This window comes from Streptomyces sp. NPDC031340 (assembly GCF_055569945.1).
This window is the reverse complement of record NZ_JBVIIE010000005.1, coordinates 216,298-240,236: the sequence shown is the minus strand read 5'-3', so window position 1 is coordinate 240,236 and position 23,939 is coordinate 216,298. Positions and strand designations below refer to the sequence as shown.

Genomic DNA, 23,939 nt, shown 5'->3' with positions numbered 1-23,939 from the left:
CTCAGAGAGACTGAGCCACCTGGAAACCCCCCACCCCTCGTCTCCTTCCAACCCCCGCCCCAGCTTTGTGTGGCCCCCCCAGTGCCCCACCGGCCCGGGGGGGAAACCCGCGGCTCAGTGCACGTCGTTCGTGGCCGCGATCTTCTTCCACGACTTCGGCTGCGGCACGGCCGCCGACGGCCGGGCGAGGGACGCGTCCCGCGCCGCGGGCGCCGCCGGCTTCGACGGCTCGAACAGCCAGGTGTCGAAGAGCGCGGACAGCGACTTGCCGGAGACCTGCTCGGCGTAGGCCCGGAAGTCGGCGACCGAGGCGTTGCCGTAGGCGTGCTCCTGCGGCCAGCCCTTGAGGATCGCGAAGAACGCGTCGTCGCCGACCTCCTCGCGCAGCGCCTGCACGGCCAGCGCGCCCCGGTCGTAGACGGCGGCGGAGAACTGGTTGTCGGGGCCGGGGTCGCCGGGCGCGACCGTCCAGAACGGGTCGTCGGCCGGGTGCGAGGCGTACACGTAGTCGGCGAGCTCCCGCGTGGTGCCCTCGCCCTCGTGCTCGGACCACAGCCACTGCGCGTACCGCGCGAAGCCCTCGTTGAGCCAGATGTCCTTCCAGCCCTTGAGGGACACCGAGTCGCCGTACCACTGGTGCGCCAGCTCGTGCACGACCACGGAGGTGTTCGAGCCGTTCGCGAACTGCCGCGGGCTGTAGTAGACGCGGGTCTGCGTCTCCAGCGCGAACCCGGTGGTGGTGTTGGGCACGTACCCGCCGGCCGAGGCGAACGGATATGGCCCGAAATAGCCGCTGAGCCAGTCCACCAGCTCCCCGGTGCGCTCCACGCTCGCCCGCGCGGCGCCGTCGTTGTCGCCGAGGTCCTTGCTGTAGGCGTTGACGACGGGCACCCCGCCGTCGGAGGTGCTGGTCGTGATGTCGAACCCGCCCACCGCCAGCGTGGCGAGGTAGGTCGCCTGCGGCTTGTTCTCACGCCAGTTCCAGCGGGTCCAGCCCAGACGTGAACTCGTCGACTGCAGGGTGCCGTTGGAGATGACCTGGGTGCCGTCCGGCACGGCCACCGACACGTCGTAGGTCGCCTTGTCGAGCGGGTGGTCGTTGCTGGGGAACCACCACCAGGCCGCCTCCGGCTCGTCCGCCGCCACGGCTCCGTCCGGGGTGCGGTGCCAGGTGGAGAAGCCGTACGCGCTCTTGGAGGACGGCACTCCGCTGTAGCGGACGACCACGGTGACCGGGGTGCCCTTGGGCAGCGGCGTCTTCGGGGTGATCTCCAGCTCGTGCTCGCCGGAGGTGGCGAAGGCGGCCTTGGCGCCGTTGACCCGCACCTCGCTCACGTCGAGCAGGAAGTCCAGGTCGAACCGGGACAGGTCCTGGGTGGTGCGCGCCAGGATCGTCGCCGTACCCTCCAGCTCGTCGGTCGCGGGCTGGTACCGCAGCCTCAGGTCGTAGTGGGAGACGTCGTATCCGCCGTTGCCGTAGGCCGGGTAGTAGGGGTCGCCGATGCCCGGAGCGCCGGGGGAGAAGCTCGCGGCCGATGCCGGGATCGCCAGCAACAGGGAGGCCGCAGCGAGTGCGCCCGGCGCGATGATTCTGCGGTGCACGGAAGGCTCCAAGTCGTAGGAACACGAGGTCTGTTCGAGCCTATTGAGTCCCGTCGGACACGGGCCTGTCCACGGCACCCTCCGCCACACGATCGCCATCCGGCCGTCACGAACCGACCGGCCCACCGGCGTCACCTGCCCCTTCGTTCGTCCGATTGCCGTCTTTTTCGCTGGAGTTGACCGATGTAGCGTCCGCGCATGCGCTTCACGACCTGGAGACCGCTCGCGGCGGCGGCCGTCGCCGCCCTCATGGCCGCCTTCCTCACCCCGGCCGCGGCCCACGCCACCCCTCGGGAGAGCCGCCCCGTCTACTCCTACGAGGACGCCGTCCGCGAGGCCGTCTGGGTGGACACCGGGCTCGACGGCGACGGCGACGGCAGGAACGACCGCGTCGCCGCCGACATCGTCCGGCCCCGCGAACCCGCCCGGCAGGGCCGCAAGGTGCCCGTCATCATGGACGCCAGCCCCTACTACTCCTGCTGCGGACGCGGCAACGAGAGCCAGCGGAAGACGTACGACGCCGACGGCGACATCCTGCGGATGCCGCTGTTCTACGACAACTACTTCGTCCCGCGCGGCTACGCCTTCGTCGGCGTCGACCTCGCCGGCACCAACCGCTCCGACGGCTGCGTGGACGTCGGCGGCCGCTCCGACGTCCGCTCCGCGAAGGCCGTCGTCGACTGGCTCAACGGCCGCGCCAAGGCCTACACCACCCGCACCGGCACCACCCCGGCCCGCGCCGACTGGAGCAACGGCAGAACCGGCATGATCGGCAAGAGCTGGGATGGCACCATCGCCAACGGCGTCGCCGCGACCGGCGTCGAGGGCCTGAAGACGATCGTCCCGATCAGCGCCATCTCCTCCTGGTACGACTACTACTTCCAGCAGGGCGCCCCGCTGTACGACTCCGGCCCCGACTGGCTGTCCGACTACGTCGACAGCCCCGACGCCCGCGCCCGGTGCGCCGCCGTCCAGCGGAAACTCGTCGACGGCGCCCCGCGCACCGGCGACTGGACGCCCCTGTGGACCGAGCGCGACTACGTCAAGGACACCTCGAAGGTCAGGGCCAGCGTCTTCCTGGTCCACGGCATGCAGGACCTCAACGTCCGCACCAAGCACCTCGGCCAGTGGTGGGACGCCCTCGCCCGGCACGGCGTCCAGCGCAAGATCTGGCTCTCCCAGACCGGCCACGTCGACCCGTTCGACTTCCGCCGCGCCGCCTGGGTCGACACCCTGCACCGCTGGTTCGACCACGAACTGCTCGGCTACGACAACGGCATCGACCGCGAGCCGATGGCCGACGTGGAACGCCACCCCGACCAGTGGGTCACCTCGAAGACCTGGCCGCCGCGCGGCACGGCCGCCACGACCCTGCACCCGGCCCGCGGCAGCGAGCCCGGCGTCGGCACCCTCGGCCCGGCCACCGCGTCCGGCACCGAGACGTTCACCGACGACCCGGCGCGCGGCGAGACCGACTGGGCCGCCGACATCGACCGGACCACCCCTGACAAGGCGGGCTTCGTCACCCGGCCGCTCAGCCGCGACCTGCGCCTGTCCGGCTCCTCCCGCGTCACCGTCACCGCGACCCCGACCACCCCGACGGCCCACCTCTCCGCCGTCCTGGTCGACCTCGGTCCGGACACCGTCCGCGACTACGCCGACGCCGGCGAGGGCATCACCACCCTCACCGACCGCACCTGCTGGGGCGCGAGCACCGCGGCCGACAGCGCCTGCTACAAGGAGACGCGGGCGAAGACGGCCGACGTCGGGTACACGGTGTTCAGCCGCGGCTGGGCCGACCTCGGCACCTACGCCTCCGGCCGCGAGGGCGTCCCGCTCACGCCGGGCAGGGCTTACACCATCACCGTCGACCTAGCGGCCACCGACCACGTCGTCCCGGCCGGCCACCGCCTCGCCCTGATCGTCGCGGGCACCGACAAGGACCTCATCGACCCGCCCGCCGACACCCCGGCCCTCACCCTCGCCCTCTCCGGCACCTCCGCCCGCGTTCCCCTGGTCGGCGGCGCGGCGGCGTTCGCCCGCGCCACCGCCGGCACCGCACCGCACACGCCCACGGCGAACCACGGACCGAGGGCGCAGCACACCCCGCAGCGGATCCCGTAGCGCCCGCCGCTCAGGCGGCCGGGCACGCCAGCCCGGCCGCCTCCTCGGCGCAGCCCCAGGCCACCGTGACGCCCGCCCCGCCGTGCCCGTAGTTGTGCACCAGCACCCGCCCGTCCGGCAGTTGCCCGCGCTCCAGCCGGACCGCGTCCCGCGCGGGCCTGAGCCCCACCCGGTGCCCCAGCACCCGCGCCCCGGCGATCTCCGGCCGCAGCGCCGCGCACCGGCGCACGATCGCCTCGGCGGTCGCCGGATCCGGCTCGGTCGACCACACGTCCTCCTCGGCCGTGCCGCCCAGCAGCAGCCGGCCGGGCTGCGGGAAGACGTACGCCATCTCCCCGCCGGCGCCGGTCGACACCGTCCAGGTGCGGATCCCGGGGTTCTCCACGACGACCAACTGCCCGCGCACCGGCCGCACCGACGGATCCGGCACCAGGTCGCGGGCGCCCAGACCGGTGCAGTTGACCACCACCGCGGCGTCGGCCTCCGCGAGAGCGGACACCGTACGCTCCTCGACCGTCCCGCCCGCCCGCTCCAACCGCTCCCGCAGCCAGGACAGTTGGGCCGCCATGTCGATCAGCGGCAGCCGCGCCCACAGCCCGGAGCCGGCGTACTCCGCGGCCGTCGCCGCGCGCAGCCCCGGCAGCCGCGCGGCCGCCCACGCCGCGGTGGAGTCCAGGTCCGTCTCGCCCAGCACCCCTTCGACCATGCGTACGCCGGTCGTCTCCGGCCGGGCCGCGGACTCCTCGTACACATCAAGGGACCGCAGGGCCCACGCGCGGGCCCGCGCCACCGGCTCGATCCGGTACGGCCACCACAGGGCGCCGGCGACCGCCGAGGTGGTCCGCCCGGCCGGATCCCGCGTCCACACCCGCACCCGCACACCCCGCTCGGCGAGGACCACGGCCGTCGTCAGCCCGATGATCCCGGCGCCGACCACCACGACATCGCTGTTCGATCCACTCTCCATGCGGGGACCGTAACGGAATGTGTCGTGCCGTGCTCGGAGTGGATCCGCGGCGGGAATACTCACAACATGTCTGCCGAGTACGCGACCTTCGGCCTGGCACCGGCGATGCGTGCCGGTGGGGTCCTCGCCGACGGCGCCTACCAGATCCACCGGGACTTCGTGGATTTCGTCGTCGACGGCCGCCCCCTGCTCTTCCGGCTCTCCGACCTCGACGCCGTCTCCCCGCTCGCCTCCGACGTCCCGCCCGCCATCTTCACCGAACAGGTCCGCGGCCTGCTGCTGGAGGCCGCGGCGCCGCTGCCCGGCGGCCGCCACATCATCTACGGCTGCCCCGAGTGCGCGGACCTCGCGTGCGGCGCCGTCACCGCCCTGATCGACCGGGACGGGGACGACTACATCTGGCGGGACTTCGCCTGGCAGACCGGCCCGCACGCCGACCTGGCGCTCAACGGCTACCACGGCATAGGGCCCTTCCGGTTCCGCGGCGCCGACTACCGGCAGGCGCTCGGCGCCCTCCTGGACGGCGACGCCCCCGGCACGCGCCGCCGTGTCCTGCTGATCGGCGCCCGCGTCGCCGTCCTGGCCAGGCTCGCCGCCGCGCTGCGCACCATCGGCATCGGCGCCGACATCGCCCACGACGCCGACGGGGTGCCCGCCGAGGAACTCCGCGGCTACGGCGCCGTCGCCTTCGGCCGTGCGGTCACCGAGGAGCGGCGCGCCGCCGTACGCCGCTGCTTCGAGCGGGCCGGCGTCGACGTGGCCTGCGTCGACGGTCTCGCGCCGGTCGTCCCGGTCCTCGTCGCCCAGATCGAACACGCCCTGGACCGCGGCCCAGTGGAGCGGCGCCGGCTGACCGGCCTGGCGGCCTCCGGCGGCGAGGCGCGGGTCGAGGTCACCTCGCCGTGCCGGGTGCGCCTGACCGCGTACCGCCTGGACCGCCTCTACCGCACCCGCACCCGCGACGTCTTCGACGGCGTCCTCGACACCGGCGGCCACCGCATCCCCCTGGACGCCGCGGCGGTGAAGGGGGAGGCCTTCCTGGTGGCGCGGACGGCGGGGAACGTGCTGGTGGCGCCGGTGGCCCGCTGAGGCGGGGCGCGACGGCGCCGAGAGGGGGGGGACGAGGCGAGACATTAAGATCGAGGGCCTGATGACTGCCACCCTCGTCGCCAAGAACCTCGCCGCCGGGCACGGCGACCGCTCCCTGTTCGCCGGGCTCGACCTCGTCGTCGCGCCCGGGGACGTGATCGGGCTGGTCGGAGCCAACGGCGCGGGCAAGTCCACGCTGCTCAGGATGCTCGCCGGGCTGCTCACGCCCGAACAGGGCGAACTGCGGCTGTCCCCGCCGTCGGCCACCGTCGGCCACCTGCCGCAGGAGCCGGAGCGGCGGCCCGGCGAGACGGTCCGGGAGTTCCTCGGCCGCCGCACCGGCGTCGCCGAGGCGCAGCGGGCGATGGACGAGGCCACGCAGGCCCTCGTCGACGGCGCGCCCGGCGCCGACGACGCCTACGCCACCAGCCTGGAGCACTGGCTCGGCCTCGGCGGCGCCGACCTGGACGAGCGCGCCGAGGAGGTCGCCGCGTCCCTCGGCCTGACCGTGGACCTGGACCAGCCGATGACGTCGCTGTCCGGCGGTCAGGCGGCCCGCGCCTCACTCGCCTCCCTGCTGCTGTCCCGCTACGACGTCTTCCTGCTCGACGAGCCCACCAACGACCTCGACCTGGACGGTCTGGAGCGCCTCGAACGCTTCGTGACCGGCCTGCGCGCCGGCACGGTGGTGGTCAGCCACGACCGCGAGTTCCTCGCCCGCACGGTCACCAAGGTCCTCGAACTCGACCTGGCGCAGGGGCAGATCACCCTTTGCGGCGGCGGCTACGAGGCCTACCTGGAGGAGCGGGAGACCTCCCGCCGGCACGCCCGCGAGGACTACGAGGAGTACGCCGACAAGCGGGCCGCGCTGCAGGACCGGGCGCAGACGCAGCGCGCCTGGATGGACAAGGGCGTGAAGAACGCGCGCCGCAAGGCGGGCAACGACAACGACAAGATCGGCCGCAAGTTCCGCAGCGAGGCCAGCGAGAAGCAGGCCGCGAAGGCCCGGCAGACCCAGCGCATGATCGAACGGCTGGAGACCGTCGAGGAGCCGCGCAAGGAGTGGGAACTGCGGATGGAGATCGCGTCGGCGCCGCGCTCCGGCGCCGTGGTCGCCACCCTGCGGGACGCCGAGGTGCGGCGCGGCGGCTTCACCTTCGGCCCGGTGTCCCTGCAGATCGACTGGGCGGACCGGGTGGCGGTGACCGGGGCGAACGGCGCCGGCAAGTCGACGCTGCTCGGCGCTCTGCTGGGCCGGGTGCCGCTGGACGCCGGGCACGCCGCACTGGGCTCGGGCGTCCTGGTCGGCGAGGTCGACCAGGCCCGCAGGCTGTTCCACGGCCCGCAGGCCCTGCTCGACGCGTTCTGCGCGGCCGTCCCCGACACCGAGCCGGTGGAGGTCCGCACCCTGCTGGCCAAGTTCGGCCTCAAGGCGGACCACGTGCTGCGCCCCGCGGCGGAACTCTCCCCGGGCGAACGCACCCGGGCCGCGCTCGCCCTGCTCCAGGGCCGGGGCGTCAACCTGCTGGTCCTCGACGAGCCGACCAACCACCTCGACCTGCCGGCCATCGAACAGCTGGAGTCCGCCCTCGACGCCTACCAGGGCACCCTCCTCCTGGTCACCCACGACCGGCGCATGCTGGACGCGGTCCACGTGACCCGCCGCCTGGAGGTGGCCGACGGCAAGGTCACCGAGCGCTAGACGCCCGTCACGTCGACGTAGTCACCGGAGGCCTTGGCCGGTCCGGTGGTGCCGGTGCCGGCGAAGCTCCAGCGCCAGTAGCCGTCGGCGGTGGCCGTCACCGTGGTCTTCAGGGCGCCGCCGGTGCCGCTGGTCACCGTCTTCACGGTGCTGTACGTCGTGGTACCGGCCTTGCGGAACTGGAGTTTCACCGACTGGCCCGCGTACCCGCTGTAGGTGCCGCCCGAGCCCCAGTTGGCGCGGGTCAGCGTGCCCTTGACGGTGAGGACGCCGCCCTTGGCCACCGGCTCGGGAGCGGCGTCGGCGGTCAGCCTGCCGGCGCGCTTCATCACGAAGGTGCCCGCGCTGTCCTTTTCGACGTAGTCGAAGTCGTTGGCGTCCACGGACGTCCAGATGTGCCAGGTACCCGCGTTCGCGTTGATCAGCATCGCGTTCGGGTCGATCGTGATGTCGGCGGTGCAGGTGGAGGTGGTGCTGATGTCGGAGACCGGGGCGCAGGTCAGCGGAGTGTCGGAACCGGGGCCGGCGAAGCCGTCGGGGTTGTCGAAGGAGCCGTGGTAGAGCCAGCCGTAGGCATCCTTGATGCCCGAGTCGTCGGTCGCGCTGATGCTGAGGGTGACCGTCTTCTTGGTCATCGCGCCCAGCACGACCGGCTGGCCGCCGTTGACGACGGCCAGCAGGACCTGGGTGTCTCCAGCGCCGGAATCGGCCCGGGCGGCCGTCGTGGCGAGGGCGGACAGAACCATCGCGCCCGACAGGGCCGCGACGGCGGAACGTCTGAACATGTGTCCCCCAAGGATGAGTTGTTCCGCCTGGAGACAGGCAGTGCGAAGATGGCCGAATCATAGTGATCCGGCCTTTCTCCCGGCCCGTCTTTCGCCCGATGGCCTTGGGGCGGGACAGAAGGTCACGCGATCCTCGGACACGCGGCTCTTTTCGGGCCGGGCCGGACGGTGTGACCCGCCCGGCCCGGCCCCTGCCGGTCAGCGCTTCTTCGGGTCGACCAATCCGGCCCGCCGCAGCGCGTCGGCCATCGCGCTGTTCGCCGGCGCGGGCGCCTGGCGGGAGCCCTGACCGGCACCCCGGCCCTGGGCACCGCCGCTGCGGCCCTGGCCGCCGCCCCCGCCCTGCCGGCGCTGCTGCTGCGGCGGGCGCTGGCCGCGCTGGCGCCGCTCGCCCCCGTCGCCCGGCCGCCCGTCCTGCGGGGCGGCCTCGTCGTCGAGCCGCAGCGTCAGCGAGATGCGCTTGCGCGGGATGTCGACGTCGAGGACCTTCACCTTGACGATGTCGCCCGGCTTCACCACGTCCCGCGGGTCCTTGACGAACGTCCTGGACATCGCCGAGACGTGCACCAGCCCGTCCTGGTGGACACCGACGTCGACGAACGCGCCGAAGGCGGCCACGTTCGTGACCACGCCCTCCAGGATCATCCCGGAGGACAGGTCGGAGATCTTCTCCACGCCCTCCTTGAAGACGGCCGTCTTGAACGCCGGACGCGGGTCGCGCCCCGGCTTCTCCAGCTCCTTCAGGATGTCGGTCACGGTCGGCAGACCGAACGTCTCGTCGACGAAGTCGTCCGGCCGCAGCGACCGCAGCACCGACGTGTTGCCGATCAGCGCGGCGACGTCCTGCCCGGTCGTCTTCACCATCCGCCGCACCACCGGGTACGCCTCCGGGTGCACGCTGGAGGCGTCCAGCGGGTCGCCGCCGCGGATGCGCAGGAAGCCCGCGCACTGCTCGTACGCCTTCGGGCCCAGGCGTGACACCTTCTTCAGCTCCTGGCGGGACGTGAAGGGGCCGTTGGCGTCCCGGTGCGCCACGATGTTCTCGGCGAGGCCGGAGGTGATGCCGGAGACGCGCGCGAGCAGCGGCGCCGACGCGGTGTTGACGTCGACGCCGACGCCGTTGACGCAGTCCTCCACCACCGCGTCCAGCGAACGCGACAGCTTCACCTCGGACAGGTCGTGCTGGTACTGGCCGACGCCGATCGACTTCGGGTCGATCTTCACCAGCTCGGCCAGCGGGTCCTGCAGCCGGCGCGCGATCGACACCGCGCCGCGCAGCGACACGTCCATGTCGGGCAGTTCCTGCGAGGCGAAGGCGGAGGCCGAGTACACGGAGGCGCCGGCCTCGGACACCATCACCTTGGTGAGCTTCAGCTCCGGGTGCTTGGTGATGAGCTCGCCGGCGAGCTTGTCGGTCTCGCGGGAGGCGGTGCCGTTGCCGATGGCGATCAGCTCGACCGCGTGCTCCTTCGCCAGCCGGGCCAGCTTGGCGATCGCCTCGTCCCACCGGTTGGCCGGGACGTGCGGGTGGATGACGTCGGTGGCCACCACCTTCCCGGTCGCGTCGACCACGGCCACCTTCACGCCCGTGCGGAAGCCCGGGTCGAGTCCCAGCGTCGCGCGCGTGCCGGCCGGGGCGGCGAGCAGCAGGTCGCGGAGGTTCGCCGCGAACACCCGCACCGCCTCGTCCTCGGCGGCCGTGCGCAGCCGCAGCCGCAGGTCCAGGCCGAGGTGCACCAGGACCCGGGTGCGCCAGGCCCAGCGCACGGTGTCAAGGAGCCACTTGTCGGCAGGGCGCCCGCGGTCGGCGATCCCGAAGCGGTGGGCGATGATCCCCTCGTAGGACGAGGGACCGTCGGTGGCCTCCTCCGGCTCCATGACGAGGTCCAGGACCTCTTCCTTCTCGCCCCGCAGCATCGCCAGGATCCGGTGCGAGGGCAGCTCGGTGAAGGGCTCGGCGAAGTCGAAGTAGTCGGCGAACTTGGCACCCGCCTCCTCCTTGCCCTCCCGGACCTTGGCGGACAGCCGCCCGCGCACCCACATGCGCTCGCGCACCTCGCCGATCAGGTCGGCGTCCTCCGAGAACCGCTCGGTCAGGATCGCGCGGGCGCCGTCCAGCGCGGCCTGCGGATCGGCCACGCCCTTGTCGGCGTCGACGAACGCGGTGGCCGCGGCGAGCGGATCGACCGTCGGGTCGCCCAGCAGCCCCTCGGCGAGCGGTTCGAGGCCGGCCTCCCGGGCGATCTGCGCCTTGGTGCGCCGCTTCGGCTTGTAGGGCAGGTAGATGTCCTCGAGCCGGGCCTTGGTCTCGGCGGCGCGGATCCGGGCCTCGAGCTCCTCGGTGAGCTTGCCCTGCTCGCGCACCGACTCCAGGATCGCCGCCCGCCGCTCCTCCAGCTCCCGCAGATAGCGCAGCCGCTCCTCGAGCGTGCGCAGCTGCGCGTCGTCGAGCATCTCGGTCGCTTCCTTGCGGTAGCGGGCGATGAAGGGCACCGTGGAACCGCCGTCGAGCAGTTCCACGGCGGCCCTGACCTGCCGCTCCCGTACGCCGAGCTCCTCGGCGATCCTGCCTTCGATGGAGCCTACGAGGGGTGTCGTCACGATCCCGTACCGCCTTCTCACAGAGGTTGCGCGGCAATTGTGGCAGGCGGCACCGACCCTCGGGGATCAGGGCACACCCGGCGGGCCGGGCGGCGCGGTCAGGCGCCGCGGCCGCGGGCGGTGGAGGAGGCGCCGCCGAACAGGCGGGCCACCGCGCGGAACGGCAGCGTCACCACGGTGGCGACGGCGCCACCGATCTGCCGCAGGACGTCAGCGATCGCTCGGAACACGTGTCTCCCCTTTCCCTTTCCCGGCCGCCGCGGCCGGGAAAGGTACGGGTACCTCGGCGAGCGCCCGGCATGCGTCAGCGCTTGCCGATCAGGTCCGCCGGGAAGGCGCCCGCGGCGAGGGCCGCGCCCGCGAACGCCGTGCCGAGCTCGGTCAGGCGCGCGACGCCGGGCGCGCCCAGGTGCTCGTACGGCGCCCGGTCGAGCCGGTCGGTCTCGGTCTCGATCTCGGTGCGCAGGGCGACGCCCCGCTCGGTCAGCTCGCCGTCCGCGTCCAGCAGCCCGCGCTCGCGCAGCCGGTCCGTGGCCGCGTCCCAGTCCTGCTGGCTCCACCCGCGCGTGACGGACACCCATTTCGGCGTCATCCCCTTGCCGGTCGCGGTGTGCGTCACCACCGCCTCCAGACCGTCGAGGCCGGCCGACATCAGCACGGCGAGGTGTCCGTCGCCCCGGTGCTCGCGCAGCAGCGTGGCCGCGTGGAAGTACGCCAGGTGCGGCTCCTCGGGGACGGGCAGGTCGGCGTGCGCCGCGTACAGCGGCCTGGCCGCTCGCGAACACGCCTCGGTGGCCCGCAGCGCGAGCCGGGCGGCCTCCGCCATCTCCGGCGACGCCACGCCCTCCTCGCCCAGCAGCCGGCGCAGCGTCGTGTCCACCGCACGCGCGCGTGCGGCCAGCACCTTCTCGGGCGCGGCGGCCTCCCACACGGCGGGCACGTGCCGGGCCACCAGTTCGTACTTGTAGTTGTAGAAGGCCGCCGCCACCGTGCCCGGCCCGACGGCGCCCATGGCCGCCGCCCGCACGGCGAAGTTGACCGCCTTGGGGTGGGTGATGCCGAGGGCGGCCAGTTCCCTGCCCAGGTCCGGCGAGAAGTAGTGCGTCGCGTGCAGGGAGTTGAGGACGTTGTGACAGCGGCGGCCGGCGCGCGGCTCGAGGACGGCAGTAGTCATACCCGGCACGTTACCGACTGGTCGGTACGTCCTCCAGAGGCGGGAGCCGGATGGCGGGAAAGGCGGGCCGGCGGAGGATCCGCGCGGGCGGCCGTTTCATCCCGACGTGGTCCAGGAGAAGTGCGGCTGTCTGCGCTCCAGGAAGGCGGCGACGCCCTCCGCGGTGTCGCCGCTGCCGCGCGCCTGCTCGGCCCAGTACGCGTCCCGGTCCGTGCGGCCGTTCGCGAACTCCTTCGCGGCGGCCTGCGTCAGCTGCGAACGGGACACCAGGACGCGGGTGAAATCCGCCGCCCGCTCCGCCAGTTCGTCGCCGGGCAGCACCTCGTCCACCAGGCCCGTCCGCAGCGCCCGCCCCGCGTCGATCAACTCTCCGGAGAACAGCAGGTACTTGGCGGTCGCCGGCCCCACCAGCGACACCAGCCGCCGGGTCGAGGAGGAGGGGTAGACGATCCCGAGCTTCGCCGGTGTGACCCCGAACAGCGCGCCCGACTCGGCGAACCGCAGGTCGCAGGCCGCCGCGAGCTGCGCGCCGCCGCCCACGCAGTGCCCGCGGATCACGGCCAGCGTCGGTCTGGGGAAGGCGGCCAAGGCATCCTCGGCGCGCACCGCGAGTTCCTGTGCCTCGCGGGGCGAGCCGCGCAGGGTGGAGATGTCGGCCCCGGCGCAGAACGTGCCGCCCTCGCCGGTGAGGACCAGCGTCCGCACCCGGGGGTCGTCCGCCAGGGCGGACAGCAGCGGCGGCAGGGCGGCCCACATCGCGGCCGTCATGGCGTTGCGCTTGGCCGGGTGGTGAATGACGACGGTGGCGACCGAGTCGGTCACGTCGTGCAGCAGCTGGGGCTCCATGCGCCGGATGCTAGCCGCCCCGCACACCCCTCGATCGGTAAGGGGTACGGGCAGGATCAGTCCCGGAGTCGGCCATGCCGTGCGTCAGCGATCAGAAGCGTTCGATATCTGCTGACTTCTGGTCAGTCGTCCGAAGTGGAGTGTGTCTTTACCAACACTCGGACGCGTGGTGACAATCGAGGGCAATGGCGGCGACCGGACGATGGACGACCATGGGCGCGGCTCCGGCCTGCGGCACCGCGACGGCGCGCCGGAGCCCCTCGCGCCGCGGCCGCCCGGCGGCCCCATGCCGTACGAGGGCGTCTGGCGGTTCACCGCCCCCGCCGTCGAGGCGTCGGTCCCCCGGGCCCGGCACGCCGTGCGGGACCTGCTGCACCGCCAGGGCGTGCCCGCCTCCGACGACCTGGTGCAGGGCCTGCTGCTGATCGTCTCGGAACTGGTCACGAACGCCGTCAAACACGCGGCGCTGCTCTCGCCCGTGCTCGCCGTCGAGGTCGCCGTGGGCGCCGAGTGGATCCGGGTGTCCGTGGAGGACGACCACCCCTACCGGCCCACCGCCCTGGAGACCGACCACGCCCGTACCGGCGGACGCGGGCTGCTGCTGGTGAGCGAGATCACCCGGGAGGCGGGCGGCGCGTGCGAGGTCGCGCACACCGCGAGCGGCGGCAAGGTGATCTGGGCCGCCCTGCCGCTCGAGCCGGTCCGGTCGCGCTGAGCGTCACCAGCCCGTCGACGGGCCCGTCAGCTCCCGGATCGCCGGACGGGCCGCGTCCAGCACCGTCATGAACCACGCCGAGAACCGGTCCGCGGCGTGCCGGCGCGCCAGCTCGGCCGGGCTCACGAACGCGGTCGCGCCGACCTCCTCCGGATCCGGCCGCAGCGGGGCCTGTACCAGGCCGACGAAGAGGTGGTTGTACTCCTGCTCCACCAGGCCCGACTCCGGGTCCGGGTGGTTGTAGCGCACCGTGCCCGCCTCGGCGAGCAGCGAGGGGGACACGCCCAGCTCCTCGTACGTCCGCCGGGCCGCCGCCGCGAACGGCGCCTCGCCGGGGTAGGGGTGACCGCAGCAGGTGTTGGACCACACGCCGGGGGAGTGGTACTTGCCGAGCGCCCGCTGCTGCAGCAGCAGCCGGCCCTGCTCGTCGAAGAGGAACACCGAGAACGCGCGGTGCAGCTGCCCCGGCGGCTGGTGGGCGGCGAGCTTCTCCGCGGTGCCGATCGTCACGCCGTCGTCGTCGACCAGTTCCAGCAAAATCGCCTCTGCGGTGCCGTTCGACGAACTGTGCGTCGCGGTGGCAGGTGTGATCGGCATACCCATCCTTCGCCTCGGTTCTCGCGCCCCCCAAGTCTGCCGTACACCTCCGGCACTCCCGGAACTCGGCGCGGCGCGCCTGCATGTCCCGCGCGCCGCAGGCAGCGGCCGTCACCGGCCGGACGCCGGGAGAGGGGCCCGGTAGGTGATCGTTCCCGGAGCGCCGGGCGGGGAACCGTCACCGGCGGCACGGCCGTGCCTCGGTGACACGGCCGCGCTTCAGTAGCACAGCCGGGCCTCGTGTTCGGCGTGGCCGGTCGGCTCCAGTTGGAAGGTGCAGTGCTCCACGTCGAAGTGGTCGCCGAGGCAGTCCTGGAGCGCGTGGAGCAGCTTCTCGTGGCCGATCGCGCTCAGCGCGTCGGAGCGCACGACCACGTGCGCCGACAGCACCGGCAGGCCGGAGGTGATCGTCCAGGCGTGCAGGTCGTGGACGTCCTCGACGCCGTCCAGCGCCAGGATGTGCGACCGCACCTGCGCCATGTCGACGTCCTTGGGGGCCGCCTCCAGCAGCACGTCCAGGGTCTCGCGCAGCAGCTTCATGGTCCGCGGGACGATCATCAGGCCGATGACGAGGGAGGCGATCGGGTCGGCGGCCTGCCAGCCCGTGCCCAGGATCACCAGCGCCGAGACGATCACCGCGAGCGAGCCCAGGGCGTCCGCCGCGACCTCCAGGAAGGCGCCGCGCACGTTCAGGCTCTCCCGCCGGCCGCGCATCAGCAGCGTCAGCGAGATCCCGTTGGCGACCAGGCCGACCGCACCGAACACGACGGTCAGCCCGCCCGCGGTGTCGGCCGGGGTGATGAACCGCTGGACCGCCTCGTACAGGACGTACCCGCCGACCCCGAGCAGCAGCAGACAGTTGGCCAGCGCGGCGAGGATCTCGGCGCGGGCGTATCCGAAGGTGCGGTTGCCGGTCGCGGGCCGGCCGGCGATGTGCACCGCGAACAGCGCCATGCCCAGGCCCAGCGCGTCGGTCGCCATGTGCGCCGCGTCCGCGATCAGCGCGAGGGAGTCCGCGAGCACCCCGCCGACGATCTCGGCCACCATGACGGTGAGCGTGATCGCCAGCGCGACCCGCAGCCTGCCGCGGTACGCCCCCGTCGCCGTACCGCCCGCCGGTGCGTGCGTGTGGCCGTGGTCGTGGCCAGCTCCCATGGAAGAGCCCTCCTGTGTCGCGCCCGGTGCACAGTGAACTACGCGCGACGGGCCCGGGGCAACGCGGCACTGAACACCGTTGTCATATCGCTGACCTGCGGAAACGATCCGCAGGTCAGCGCGTGCCCGGTCAGCGGGCGTGGTGCAGCAGCCAGCCCTGCCACGCCGACTCGACCATCTCCCGCACGCCCCGCCGGGCCCTCCAGCCCAGCTCCACGGCGGCCCGCTCGGCGGAGGCGACCGCGCGCGGCGCGTCTCCGGGGCGGCGGGCCTCGACGACGGCGGGCCGGGTGTCGCCGGTCACCTCGCCGATGACCGTGACCAGCTCGCGCACCGAGACGCCCGCACCGCGGCCGATGTTGACCGTCAGGTCGCCTTCCTGGTCCGCGAGCCGGCGCGCCGCGGCCAGGTGCGCCTCGGCCAGGTCGGCGACGTGGACGTAGTCGCGGATACACGTGCCGTCCGGCGTCGGGTGGTCGTCGCCGAAGATGCGCGGGGCCTCGTCACGGGTGAGCCGGTCGAAGACCATGGGGACGACGTTGAAGACGCCGGTGTCGGCCAGCTCCGGGGCGGCGGCGCCCGCGACGTTGAAATAGCGCAGGCACACCGTCGCGATGCCGTGCGCCCGGCCCGCCGCCCGCACCAGCCACTCGCCGGCCAGCTTGGTCTCGCCGTACGGGTTCACCGGCGCGCACGGGGTGTCCTCGGTGATCAGATCCGTGTCCGGGCTGCCGTACACGGCCGCCGACGAGGAGAACACGAACTTCCCGATGCCGGCCTCGGCGACCGCCTCCAGGAGCGTGCCGAGGCCGCCGACGTTCTCCTGGTAGTACCGCGCCGGCTGCGCCACGGACTCGGCGACCTGCTTGCGCGCGGCCAGGTGCACCACGCCGGTCACCCCGTGCTCGGCGAACACCCGCTTGAGCAGGCCGGCGTCCAGCGACGAGCCGTGCACGAGCGGGACGCCGGCGGGCAGCCGGTCGGCCACCCCCGCCGAGAGGTCGTCCAGCGCGAGCACGCGCTCCCCGGCGTCGCTCATGGACCGCGCCACATGAGCCCCTATGTATCCCGCTCCGCCTGTGATCAGCCACGTCATGGTCGCCCACCCTATGCCGACCGGACGACCGGCCCCCCGGTGCCCGAGATGTCCGGTCTGTGGTGCGCGGTTTGTGGGCAGGGCCCGCGATCCCCGATGATGATCGCGGCAAAGGCCGGTGGAGGCGACGCTGATCGGCCCGTGAACGGGCGGTGAACGCCGCTGTCCGGGCATCCGATAGCCTCTGCCGACATGCCGCCCGCCTGGTGCAGCCAAGGGGCGCCCCCATCGTGCACATGCCCGGCGCCAACGCGTCGGCACCCAGGGAGTGAGTTCGGTTGTCGACCGCCATCCTCACCGGTCAGCCGGTCCCCGGATCGTCGATCGAGGGTGATCTGCGGTCCCTCGGCTTCGACGTCCAGGTCGCCGCGGACGCCTCGGACGCCGAGACCCTCCTCGCCCAGGTACCCGGCGACCGGCGCGTCGCCCTCGTCGACGCCCGCTTCGTCGGCCACCCGCACGCCCTGCGCCTCGGCCTCACCGACCCGCGCTTCGACCTCGCCGCGATCCCGGGCGCCGTCACCGCCAAGCCCGCCGGACGCCAGGCCCTGACCCGGGCGGTCGCCCGGGAGAACTCCGCGGGCGGCGGCGCCGCCGTCGCAGTGGACAGCCTCGCCGACCGCGTCGTCACCGCTCTGGACGCCGACGGCGCCGACGTCCGCCGCCCCGAACTGGGCAGCCTCGTGGCCGTCGTCCCCGCCGACCCGCAGGCCCGCAACGAGGCACGGCAGGCCGTCGCCGCAGTCGACGACGAGGCCGTACGCCTGAAGTCGGCCGTGAAGGCCCGCGACGGCTTCTTCACCACGTTCTTCATCAGCCCCTACTCGCGCTACCTCGCCCGCTGGTGCGCCCGCCGCGGCCTGACCCCCAACCAGGTCACCACCGCCTCCCTGCTCACCGCGCTGATCGCGGCGGGCTGCGCGGCCACCGGCACCCGCGGCGGCTTCATAGCGGCCGGCGTCCTGCTGATCGCCTCCTTCGTGCTGGACTGCACCGACGGCCAGCTCGCCCGCTACTCCCTGCAGTACTCCACGCTCGGCGCCTGGCTGGACGCCACCTTCGACCGGGCCAAGGAGTACGCCTACTACGCCGGCCTCGCGCTCGGCGCGGCCCGCGGCGGCGGCCATGACGACGTATGGGCCCTCGCGCTCGGCGCGATGATCCTGCAGACCTGCCGGCACGTCGTCGACTTCTCCTTCAACGAGGCGAACACCGGCGATCCCGCCGCCACCGGCAACACCAGCCCCACCGCCGCCCTCTCCGACCGGCTGGACAGCGTCGGCTGGACCGTGTGGCTGCGGCGGATGATCGTCCTGCCGATCGGTGAGCGGTGGGCGATGATCGCCGTCCTCACCGCGGCCACCACGCCCCGGATCACCTTCTACGCCCTGCTCATCGGCTGCGCCTTCGCGGCGACGTACACCACGGCCGGCCGCGTGCTGCGCTCGGTGACCCGGAAGACCGAGCGCAGTGACAGTGCCGCGCGGGCGCTGGCCGACCTGGCCGACACCGGCCCCCTGGTCCAGGCGCTCGCCCCGCTCATGCGGAGCAAGGGCCCCCACATCGCACCGCTCAGCGCCGCGGTCGGCGCCGCCCTGGTCGTCCTCGCCGCCTGGGCCTGGGGCCCGAGCTGGTGGGTCGTGCTGGCGGCCGGCGCGTACGCCCTGCTCGCCACCGAGGCCGTCGCCCGCCGCCCCCTCAAGGGCGCCCTCGACTGGCTCGTCCCCCCGTTCTTCCGCGCCGCCGAGTACGGCACCGTCCTGATCCTCGCGGCGAAGGCGGACGTGCACGGCGCCCTTCCCGCGGCCTTCGGGCTGGTGGCGGCCGTCGCCTACCATCACTACGACACGGTGTACCGCATCCGCGGGGGCGCCGGAGCGCCCCCGGCCTGGCTGGTGCGGGCCGTCGGGGGGCAGGAGGGACGGATCCTGCTCGTCACCGTCCTGTCCGCGCTGCTCACCGCTTCGCAGTTCACGGTCGCGCTCGCGGTCCTCGCCGTGGCCGTGGCCCTGGTGGTGCTCTTCGAGAGCATCCGCTTCTGGACGGCCGCCCACAAAGGCGGCGCGCCCGCAGTACACGACGAAGGAGAACCCGCATGATCGGCCTCGTGCTGGCGGCCGGCGCCGGACGGCGTCTGCGCCCCTACACCGACAGCCTGCCCAAGGCGCTGGTTCCGGTGGGGCCCGCCGGCATAGAGGGCGAACCCACGGTCCTGGACCTGACCCTCGCCAACTTCGCCGAGGTCGGTCTCACCGAGGCCGCGGTCATCGTCGGCTACCGCAAGGAGGCCGTGTACGAGCGCAAGGCGGCGCTGGAGGCCAAGTACGGCCTCCGGCTCACCCTCATCGACAACGACAAGGCCGAGGAGTGGAACAACGCCTACTCCCTGTGGTGCGGCCGTGACGCGCTCAAGGACGGTGTGATCCTCGCCAACGGCGACACCGTCCACCCCGTCTCCGTCGAGAAGACGCTGCTCGCCGCCCGCGGCGACGGCAAGAGGATCATCCTCGCCCTCGACACCGTGAAGTCGCTCGCCGACGAGGAGATGAAGGTCGTCGTCGACCCCGCGAAGGGCATGACGAAGATCACCAAGCTGATGGACCCGGCCGAGGCCACCGGTGAGTACATCGGCGTCACCCTGATCGAGGGCGACGCCGCCCCCGAGCTGGCCGACGCGCTGAAGACCGTCTGGGAGACCGACCCGCAGCAGTTCTACGAGCACGGCTACCAGGAGCTCGTGAACCGGGGTTTCCGGATCGACGTGGCGCCGATCGGCGATGTCCAGTGGGTCGAGATCGACAACCACGACGATCTCGCCCGCGGACGGGAGATCGCGTGCCAGTACTGACCCGGCTCATTCCCTCCCCGCTCGTCGTCGACATCCGCCCCGGAGCCCTCGACGACCTCGCCGGCGTCCTCGCCGACGAGCGCATCTCCCAGTCGGGCCGGCTCGCCATCGCCGTCAGCAACGGCTCGGGCGCCCGGCTGCGCGAGCGGGTCGCTCCCTCGCTGCCCGGCGCCACCTGGTACGAGGTCGGCGGCGGCACCCTGGACGACGCGGTCCGGCTGGCCGGCGACATAAAGGCCGGCCACTACGACGCGGTCGTCGGACTCGGTGGCGGCAAGATCATCGACTGCGCCAAGTTCGCCGCGGCGAGGGTCGGCCTGCCGCTGGTCGCCGTACCCACCAACCTCGCCCACGACGGCCTGTGCTCGCCGGTCGCCACCCTCGACAACGACGCCGGCCGCGGCTCCTACGGCGTGCCGAACCCGATCGGCGTGCTCATCGACCTGGACGTGATCCGCGAGGCCCCGGCCCGCTTCGTCCGGGCCGGGATCGGGGACGCGATCAGCAACATCAACGCCGTCGCGGACTGGGAGCTCGCGGCCCGGGTCAAGGGCGAGCGCATCGACGGCCTCGCCGCCGCCATGGCCCGCCAGGCCGGGGAGGCGGTGCTCCGGCACCCCGGCGGCATCGGGGACGGCGGCTTCCTCCAGGTGCTGGCCGAGGCGCTGGTCCTCACCGGCGTCGCGATGTCCGTCTCCGGCGACTCCCGGCCCGCCTCGGGCTCCTGCCACGAGATCAACCACGCCTTCGACCTGCTGTTCCCCAAGCGCGCGGCCAGCCACGGCGAGCAGTGCGGCCTCGGCGCCGCCTTCGCGATGTACCTGCGCGGCGCCCACGAGGAAGCGGCGTACATGGCCGAGGTGCTGCGCCGGCACGGACTGCCGGTGCTGCCGGAGGAGATCGGCTTCACGGCGGACGAGTTCGTCCGCGTCGTGGAGTTCGCCCCCGAGACCCGGCCCGGCCGCTACACGATCCTCGAACACCTCGACCTGAAAACCGACCAGATCAAGGACACCTACGCCGACTATGTCAAGGCCATCGGTAGCTGAACTCAGACCGGTCGTCCACCCCGCGGGGGTGAAGGACCGGCGCAGCGGTGAGCACTGGATGGGGCGCCTCTACATGCGCGAGGTGTCCCTACGGGTCGACCGCTACCTGGTCAACACCAGGGTCACGCCCAACCAGCTCACGTATCTGATGACCGTCTGCGGCGTCCTGGCGGCCCCGGCCCTGCTGGTGCCCGGGATACCCGGCGCCGTACTCGGCGTGGTCATGGTGCAGCTCTACCTGCTGCTGGACTGCGTGGACGGCGAGGTCGCCCGCTGGAAGCAGCAGTTCTCGCTCGGCGGCGTCTACCTGGACCGGGTCGGCGCCTACCTCACCGACGCCGCCGTGCTCGTCGGCTTCGGGCTGCGCGCCGCCGACCTGTGGGGCGTCGGCCGCATCGACTGGCTGTGGGCCTTCCTCGGCACCCTGGCCGCGCTCGGCGCGATCCTGATCAAGGCCGAGACCGACCTGGTCGGCGTCGCCCGCCACCAGGGCGGGCTGCCCCCGGTCAAGGAGGCCGCCGCCGAGATGCGCTCCTCCGGCATGGCACTGGCCCGCAGGGCCGCCGCCGCGCTGAAGTTCCACCGGCTGATCCTCGGCATCGAGGCGTCCCTGCTGATCCTGGTCCTGGCCATCGCCGACCAGCTGCGCGGCGACCTGTTCTGGTCCCGCCTCGGCGTCGCCGTGCTGGCCGGCATCGCGCTGCTGCAGACCCTGCTGCACCTGGTGTCCATCCTCGCCTCCAGCAGGCTCAGGTGAGCGGCATGAAGGTCGGCGCGGTCATCATCACCATGGGCAACCGCCCGGACGAACTGCGCGCCCTGCTCGACTCGATCGCCAAGCAGGAGGGCGATCCCGTCGAGGCCGTGGTGGTCGGCAACGGCTCGCCCGTGCCGGACGTCACGGAGTTCTCGTCGCTCGTCCGCACGATCGAGCTGCCCGAGAACCTCGGCATCCCCGGCGGCCGCAACGTCGGCATCGAGGCCTTCGGGCCCGGCGGCCGGGACGTCGACATCCTGCTCTTCCTCGACGACGACGGCCTGCTCGCCCACCACGACACGGCCGAGCTGTGCCGCCGGGCCTTCGCCGCCGACCCGGAGCTCGGCATCGTCAGCTTCCGCATCGCCGACCCCGACACCGGCGTCACCCAGCGCCGGCACGTACCGCGGCTGCGCGCCTCCGACCCGATGCGCTCCTCCCGGGTCACCACCTTCCTCGGCGGCGCCAACGCCGTCCGCACGAAGGTCTTCGCCGACGTCGGCGGCCTGCCGGACGAATTCTTCTACGCCCATGAGGAAACCGATCTGGCATGGCGGGCCCTCGACGCGGGCTGGATGATCGACTACCGGTCCGACATGGTGCTGTACCACCCGACGACCGCGCCCTCCCGGCACGCGGTCTACCACCGCATGGTCGCCCGCAACCGCGTGTGGCTGGCCCGCCGCAACCTGCCCGCGCCGCTCGTCCCGGTCTACCTGGGGGTGTGGCTGCTGCTCACCCTGGTGCGCCGTCCCTCGCGGCCCGCGCTGAAGGCGTGGTTCGGCGGTTTCCGGGAGGGCTGGACCACCCCGTGCGGTCCCCGCCGGCCCATGAGGTGGCGTACGGTGTGGCGGCTGACCCGACTGGGCCGGCCTCCTGTGATCTGACAAGCTCTTTCCTGTGAGCGGCCGGACCCCGACCGGGTCCCCGGCCCATTCCCCGCCCGTACAGGGCTGCGCAATCCCGGAGACGAAAGTTATTCACCAGTGAGTGAGACAACGCACGACGCCCTGGTCGCGCTGAGCGCGCCCCCGTCGCCCGACGCGGGCCTCACGGCGGCACAGCTCGCCGCCAAGTACGGGCTCACCGTGAGCGGCGCCCGGCCCTCCCTGGTCGAGTACGTCCGCCGGTTGTGGGCCCGGCGCCACTTCATCCTCGCCTTCTCCCGGGCGAAGCTGACCGCCCAGTACAGCCAGGCGAAGCTCGGCCAGCTGTGGCAGGTGGCGACCCCGCTGCTGAACGCGGCCGTCTACTTCTTCATCTTCGGCATGATCCTCAAGGCCAACCGGGGCCTGCCGCGCGAGGTGTACATCCCCTTCCTGGTCACGGGCGTGTTCGTGTTCACCTTCACGCAGAGCTCCGTGATGGCGGGCGTGCGGGCGATCTCCGGCAACCTCGGGCTGGTCCGCGCGCTGCACTTCCCGCGCGCCTCCCTGCCGATCTCCTTCGCGCTGCAGCAGCTCCAGCAGTTGCTGTTCTCGATGATCGTGCTGTTCGCCGTCGCCGCCGCCTTCGGCAGCTACCCGGACCTGTCCTGGCTGCTGATCGTCCCGGCGCTCACCCTGCAGTTCCTGTTCAACACCGGCCTGGCGCTGATCTTCGCCCGGGCCGGCGCCAAGACCCCCGACCTGGCGCAGCTCATGCCGTTCGTGATGCGCACCTGGATGTACGCGTCCGGCGTCATGTTCTCCATCCCGATCATGCTGGCCGACAAGCCGCAGTGGGTGGCGAACGTCCTGCAGTGGAACCCGGCCGCGATCTACATGGACCTGATGCGCTTCGCCCTCATCGAGGGCTACGGCGCCGAGAACCTCCCCGACCACGTCTGGGCGGTCGCCGGCGGATGGGCCGCGCTGATCGCCGTCGGCGGCTTCGTGTATTTCTGGAAGGCGGAGGAGAGGTACGGCCGTGGCTGAGCCGACGACCGAGCGGGAGCAGGGCCGGCACGAGCAGGGTGAGCGGATCCCCACCGTCATCGCCGACGAGCTGCACATCGTCTACCGCGTCAACGGCGCCAAGTCCGGCAAGGGCAGCGCCACCGCCGCCCTCAGCCGGATCCTCAGGCGGGGCTCCGACGACGCGGCGCGCGGCGTGCGCAAGGTGCACGCGGTCAAGGGCGTCTCCTTCGTCGCCTACAAGGGTGAGGCGATCGGCCTGATCGGCTCCAACGGCTCCGGCAAGTCGACCCTGCTGCGCGCCATCGCCGGCCTGCTCCCGGCGGAGAAGGGCCACGTCTACACCAACGGCCAGCCCTCCCTGCTGGGCGTGAACGCGGCGCTGATGAACGACCTGACCGGTGAGCGCAACGTCATCCTGGGCGGCCTCGCGATGGGCATGTCCCGGGAGGAGATCAAGGAGCGCTACCAGGAGATCGTCGACTTCTCCGGCATCAACGAGAAGGGCGACTTCATCACCCTGCCGATGCGCACCTACTCCTCCGGCATGGCGGCCCGGCTGCGCTTCTCCATCGCCGCCGCCAAGGACCACGACGTCCTGATGATCGACGAGGCCCTGGCCACCGGCGACCGCAAGTTCCAGAAGCGCTCCGAACAGCGCATCCGCGAACTGCGCAAGGAAGCCGGCACGGTGTTTCTGGTCAGTCACAACAACAAGTCGATCCGCGACACCTGCGACCGCGTGCTGTGGCTGGAGCGGGGCGAGCTGCGCATGGACGGACCCACGGACGAGGTCCTCAAGGAGTACGAGAAGTTCACCGGCAAATAGGGCATCCCGGCCTGCTCCTGATGGCCCGGAACGCTTCCCGGGGCCCCGTCGCAACCTCCGCGACGGGGCCCCGCGTCTGCAAAGGAAACGTCAACTCGGCCCAGTCTC

The 23,939-nt window shown here is 72.7% G+C and carries 21 protein-coding genes; 11 read left to right on the top strand and 10 right to left on the bottom strand.

What is annotated here, in order from left to right:
* Window positions 1–114 precede the first annotated feature (114 nt).
* Window positions 115–1,602, bottom strand: a complete 1,488-nt coding sequence (locus ACZ5GT_RS05705; RefSeq protein WP_469014756.1) for a M1 family metallopeptidase — start codon at window positions 1,600–1,602, stop codon at window positions 115–117.
* A 198-nt stretch (window positions 1,603–1,800) separates the two neighbouring features.
* Here ACZ5GT_RS05705 and ACZ5GT_RS05700 point away from each other — a divergent pair, with 198 nt between their 5' ends.
* A complete protein-coding gene (locus tag ACZ5GT_RS05700) occupies window positions 1,801–3,726 on the top strand; it encodes a Xaa-Pro dipeptidyl-peptidase (protein ID WP_469014752.1) in 1,926 nt (641 codons plus the stop codon).
* 10 nt (window positions 3,727–3,736) lie between these two features.
* Here the strand turns inward: ACZ5GT_RS05700 and ACZ5GT_RS05695 are convergent, their stop codons facing one another.
* Complete coding sequence (locus ACZ5GT_RS05695; RefSeq protein WP_469014749.1) at window positions 3,737–4,693, bottom strand: FAD-dependent oxidoreductase; 957 nt, start codon at window positions 4,691–4,693, stop codon at window positions 3,737–3,739.
* Between the two features lie 66 nt (window positions 4,694–4,759).
* On the opposite strand from ACZ5GT_RS05695, the gene ACZ5GT_RS05690 reads away from it, so the two are divergent.
* A complete protein-coding gene (locus tag ACZ5GT_RS05690) occupies window positions 4,760–5,782 on the top strand; it encodes an oxidoreductase (protein ID WP_469014747.1) in 1,023 nt (340 codons plus the stop codon).
* A 61-nt stretch (window positions 5,783–5,843) separates the two neighbouring features.
* Window positions 5,844–7,484 carry an ABC-F family ATP-binding cassette domain-containing protein gene (locus ACZ5GT_RS05685; protein ID WP_469014745.1) on the top strand — a complete coding sequence of 547 codons (1,641 nt, stop codon included), beginning with the start codon at window positions 5,844–5,846 and terminating at the stop codon, window positions 7,482–7,484.
* On the opposite strand, the gene ACZ5GT_RS05680 is transcribed toward ACZ5GT_RS05685, so the two are convergent.
* The 5 genes from ACZ5GT_RS05680 to ACZ5GT_RS05660 all read right to left on the bottom strand — a co-directional run bounded on the left by ACZ5GT_RS05680 (window position 7,481) and on the right by ACZ5GT_RS05660 (window position 12,890).
* Window positions 7,481–8,269: a calcium-binding protein gene (locus ACZ5GT_RS05680; RefSeq protein ID WP_469014741.1), complete on the bottom strand. Its 789-nt coding sequence runs from the start codon at window positions 8,267–8,269 to the stop codon at window positions 7,481–7,483. The two genes, ACZ5GT_RS05685 and ACZ5GT_RS05680, sit on opposite strands and share 4 nt — an antisense overlap.
* 198 nt (window positions 8,270–8,467) lie before the next feature.
* Window positions 8,468–10,870, bottom strand: a complete 2,403-nt coding sequence (locus ACZ5GT_RS05675) for a Tex family protein (RefSeq protein ID WP_469014737.1) — start codon at window positions 10,868–10,870, stop codon at window positions 8,468–8,470.
* A gap of 98 nt (window positions 10,871–10,968) precedes the next feature.
* Window positions 10,969–11,100 carry an LPFR motif small protein gene (locus ACZ5GT_RS05670; protein ID WP_324790298.1) on the bottom strand — a complete coding sequence of 44 codons (132 nt, stop codon included), beginning with the start codon at window positions 11,098–11,100 and terminating at the stop codon, window positions 10,969–10,971.
* Window positions 11,101–11,174: 74 nt separating this feature from the next.
* On the bottom strand, window positions 11,175–12,044 hold the full coding sequence (locus ACZ5GT_RS05665) for an SCO6745 family protein (protein WP_469014733.1): 870 nt from the start codon (window positions 12,042–12,044) through the stop codon (window positions 11,175–11,177).
* Window positions 12,045–12,140: 96 nt separating this feature from the next.
* Entirely contained in the window at window positions 12,141–12,890 is a 750-nt protein-coding gene (locus ACZ5GT_RS05660; RefSeq protein ID WP_469014728.1) for an enoyl-CoA hydratase/isomerase family protein, read from the bottom strand.
* A gap of 202 nt (window positions 12,891–13,092) precedes the next feature.
* On the opposite strand from ACZ5GT_RS05660, the gene ACZ5GT_RS05655 reads away from it, so the two are divergent.
* Window positions 13,093–13,605 carry an ATP-binding protein gene (locus ACZ5GT_RS05655; protein WP_469014798.1) on the top strand — a complete coding sequence of 171 codons (513 nt, stop codon included), beginning with the start codon at window positions 13,093–13,095 and terminating at the stop codon, window positions 13,603–13,605.
* Window positions 13,606–13,608: 3 nt separating this feature from the next.
* On the opposite strand, the gene idi is transcribed toward ACZ5GT_RS05655, so the two are convergent.
* From idi to galE, 3 genes are all read right to left on the bottom strand, one after another.
* Window positions 13,609–14,202 carry an isopentenyl-diphosphate Delta-isomerase gene (gene idi / locus ACZ5GT_RS05650; protein ID WP_469014726.1) on the bottom strand — a complete coding sequence of 198 codons (594 nt, stop codon included), beginning with the start codon at window positions 14,200–14,202 and terminating at the stop codon, window positions 13,609–13,611.
* Between the two features lie 219 nt (window positions 14,203–14,421).
* A complete protein-coding gene (locus ACZ5GT_RS05645; RefSeq protein WP_469014724.1) occupies window positions 14,422–15,357 on the bottom strand; it encodes a cation diffusion facilitator family transporter in 936 nt (311 codons plus the stop codon).
* A 130-nt stretch (window positions 15,358–15,487) separates the two neighbouring features.
* Complete coding sequence (galE, locus tag ACZ5GT_RS05640) at window positions 15,488–16,453, bottom strand: UDP-glucose 4-epimerase GalE (RefSeq protein ID WP_469014721.1); 966 nt, start codon at window positions 16,451–16,453, stop codon at window positions 15,488–15,490.
* Window positions 16,454–16,731: 278 nt separating this feature from the next.
* Here galE and ACZ5GT_RS05635 point away from each other — a divergent pair, with 278 nt between their 5' ends.
* From ACZ5GT_RS05635 to ACZ5GT_RS05605, 7 genes are all read left to right on the top strand, one after another.
* Window positions 16,732–18,552, top strand: coding sequence for a DUF5941 domain-containing protein (locus tag ACZ5GT_RS05635; RefSeq protein WP_469014719.1), 1,821 nt, complete (start codon window positions 16,732–16,734; stop codon window positions 18,550–18,552).
* Window positions 18,549–19,301 (top strand): phosphocholine cytidylyltransferase family protein, encoded by a 753-nt coding sequence (locus ACZ5GT_RS05630; protein ID WP_469014714.1) that lies wholly within the window; start codon window positions 18,549–18,551, stop codon window positions 19,299–19,301. Before ACZ5GT_RS05635 ends, ACZ5GT_RS05630 begins: the two co-directional genes overlap by 4 nt.
* Window positions 19,289–20,350 carry an iron-containing alcohol dehydrogenase family protein gene (locus ACZ5GT_RS05625; protein WP_469014709.1) on the top strand — a complete coding sequence of 354 codons (1,062 nt, stop codon included), beginning with the start codon at window positions 19,289–19,291 and terminating at the stop codon, window positions 20,348–20,350. The genes ACZ5GT_RS05630 and ACZ5GT_RS05625 overlap by 13 nt, the downstream gene beginning before the upstream one ends.
* Entirely contained in the window at window positions 20,328–21,107 is a 780-nt protein-coding gene (locus ACZ5GT_RS05620) for a CDP-alcohol phosphatidyltransferase family protein (RefSeq protein WP_469014704.1), read from the top strand. Before ACZ5GT_RS05625 ends, ACZ5GT_RS05620 begins: the two co-directional genes overlap by 23 nt.
* Before the next feature lie 5 nt (window positions 21,108–21,112).
* On the top strand, window positions 21,113–21,994 hold the full coding sequence (locus ACZ5GT_RS05615; RefSeq protein WP_469014700.1) for a glycosyltransferase family 2 protein: 882 nt from the start codon (window positions 21,113–21,115) through the stop codon (window positions 21,992–21,994).
* A 99-nt stretch (window positions 21,995–22,093) separates the two neighbouring features.
* Window positions 22,094–23,023 carry an ABC transporter permease gene (locus tag ACZ5GT_RS05610; RefSeq protein WP_469014697.1) on the top strand — a complete coding sequence of 310 codons (930 nt, stop codon included), beginning with the start codon at window positions 22,094–22,096 and terminating at the stop codon, window positions 23,021–23,023.
* Window positions 23,016–23,831 (top strand): ABC transporter ATP-binding protein, encoded by an 816-nt coding sequence (locus tag ACZ5GT_RS05605; protein ID WP_469014692.1) that lies wholly within the window; start codon window positions 23,016–23,018, stop codon window positions 23,829–23,831. Before ACZ5GT_RS05610 ends, ACZ5GT_RS05605 begins: the two co-directional genes overlap by 8 nt.
* Window positions 23,832–23,939 lie beyond the last annotated feature (108 nt).